Origin of the sequence: Thermoleptolyngbya sp. M55_K2018_002, from assembly GCF_015295965.1 — a bacterium.
Taxonomy (GTDB): Bacteria; Cyanobacteriota; Cyanobacteriia; order Elainellales; family Elainellaceae; genus Thermoleptolyngbya; species Thermoleptolyngbya sichuanensis.
On record NZ_DVEA01000401.1, the window covers coordinates 1 to 2,063 of the forward strand.

Genomic DNA, 2,063 nt, shown 5'->3' on the forward strand with positions numbered 1-2,063 from the left:
TATTTGTATTTGGGTTTTATATTTATTAATGTCCACCTACTTATCAGGCAACTAGGCTCTAGCGACAGCGCAAGGACTCATAGACCTGCTGCGCCGTCTTTTTCGCATCTTGCCCAATTGCCATCAAGATAATCGAGTGGTTTTGCCCGTCTAGCTCAATAGTGGCTTCATAGCGAATGGCGGGAACTGGACGAGGCGAGTCTATCAGCAGCGCCCGGCCTGATTCGATGTTAATCACAGTGGGCACCTCGCAGAGAAATCCGGGCTGGTCACGGCTGGTGGTAGGCTGAAATTCGCCCTGGATTTCGTAGGAAATAGACACACCGGGCAGCGACAGCAGGCTAAAGTCAGATTCGCCGTTTGTGTGGTTCATTCGAGAGCGGGCACTGAGGGGGGCACGGGCGATTAGCAGTTCAACCCGCGTGCGATCGCCCAGATGGGTTTGCGATGCCTCTGCTAATTCCATTGGAACGCTGGAAGATCGGTTAGAAGACCCATCAGGTGGCACAGAAGGTTCCACGCTTGATGACACGGTGGACTGAACGCTGGATAGCACGTTAGACGATTCAGCAGGCGGCGCATTTGTTACCACGCCCATCTTGACGCTGCCAATGTTGATGCCAAATAGTCCATGCACCTGTCCGGGAATGCGATAGTCCATCATGCTGCGGGCGATCGCCTCGGCCCGCGCCGGATCAGTCGCATTGCGAATCGCCTTATCGCCCAGCCCCACGATGCCGCCCAAAATTACCAGCAGCCCGCCCAGGGCGATCGCCCCACCTTCGCGCAGGCTCATCCGGTAGTCCGTTGGGGGAGTGGGTTCGTTCATCGGGTTACAGGCATCGGATCATGGGCATTTGGGCACGGGCATTTGGGCACGGGCATCGGGGCACGGGTATCGGAATCACAGGCGGTCGAGCAGTCGTTTCAGTGCGGGATAATCCACCTTGGCGTTGTGGCGCTTGTCTACCGGAATCTGGCAAGGGTGGAACTGGTGAATTTGGGCCCAGGCCAGTGCGGTTTGCAAGTCCCGTAGCGCGGGCGATCGCGCTGCTTTGGGAAAATGCTCTGCCCATTCTATCAGCAGCACCCGCCGACCCTGATGCGCCACCAGCGCCGATCGATGAATGCCCGGTTGCGCCTGGGCAGCCGCCTCTACTGCAAAGGGATAAATCGTGCCCCAGCTATCTGTTAGCTTGGCACTGCATCGCCCCAACAGCCATAGCCGACCCTGCTCGTCCAGATAGCCCGCATCGCCCGTGCGGTGCCAGGGAGCGCCGTCTACTCGAAACTTGGTTTCCGCGTCGCCCTGGCCGTGCAAATATCCAGGCAGCACATGGTCGCCGCTGACGACAATTTCGCCGACTGCGCCCGCTGGCAGGGTTTGGGTGTGCAGTTCGGCAGTGGTCATGGTCGGTATAGGCTGACCCCAGCGATCGCCCAAAATTCGCAGCGCAATTTCTGGCACCGGATAGCCCGCCAGCAGACCCTTTCCCTGGGCCATGCGGGCTAGGTCGTCGGGCTGAATCTCATGGTGGGCAACGTGAGCAATGGGTTCCGCTTCGGTGGAGCCATAGACGGCGGTGACTTCGGCCTGGGGGGCGATCGCCGCTAGCCGTTGCAGCAGCCCCGGAAACACTGGCGCACCGCCCGTAAAAATACGGCGGAATTCGGGCAGCGTCTGCCCCGTCGCCTCACATTCCGTCACCAGTCGCCCCAACAGCGCCGGAGACGCAGCCGTACTCGTCGGTCGGTAGCGTCGGATATCCCGCAGCAGCCGTCTGGCATCAACCTTGCCGGGATAGCGCAAGTCTACATTGGGCAGCAGACTGGCGACACCGGACGCGAGGTTTGCCAGCACGAAAATGGGCAGCGTTGATAAATCGATCTCGCCTGGAGTCAGGTGCAGGCTGTGGGCCAGGGCGCGGTGCTGGGCCAGCAGAAATCCGTGGGTGCGGAGGGCGGCTTTGGGCTGGCCCGTGCTGCCGCTGGTGAAGAAGGACGGCCTGCCCGAGAAGGCGCGCGCCATCATCGATGGCCTGAAGCTGGCGCACAATTGCCAG

Annotated in this window: 2 protein-coding genes; both read right to left on the reverse strand. The window is 60.3% G+C overall.

Translation table 11 applies throughout. The annotated features are described in order from the left end of the window. Positions 1-58 precede the first annotated feature (58 nt). Positions 59-829 carry a hypothetical protein gene (locus IGS51_RS20420; RefSeq protein ID WP_297080607.1) on the reverse strand — a complete coding sequence of 257 codons (771 nt, stop codon included), beginning with the start codon at positions 827-829 and terminating at the stop codon, positions 59-61. A 75-nt stretch (positions 830-904) separates the two neighbouring features. Then, entirely contained in the window at positions 905-1,942 is a 1,038-nt protein-coding gene (locus tag IGS51_RS20425) for an AMP-binding protein (protein WP_367279395.1), read from the reverse strand. Positions 1,943-2,063: the final 121 nt, after the last annotated feature.

Bases quoted from the DNA above. Each gene is read 5' to 3' on its own strand.
- IGS51_RS20420 (WP_297080607.1), bottom strand. From the start codon at position 829: ATGAACGAACCCACTCCCCCAACGGACTACCGGATGAGCCTGCGCGAA.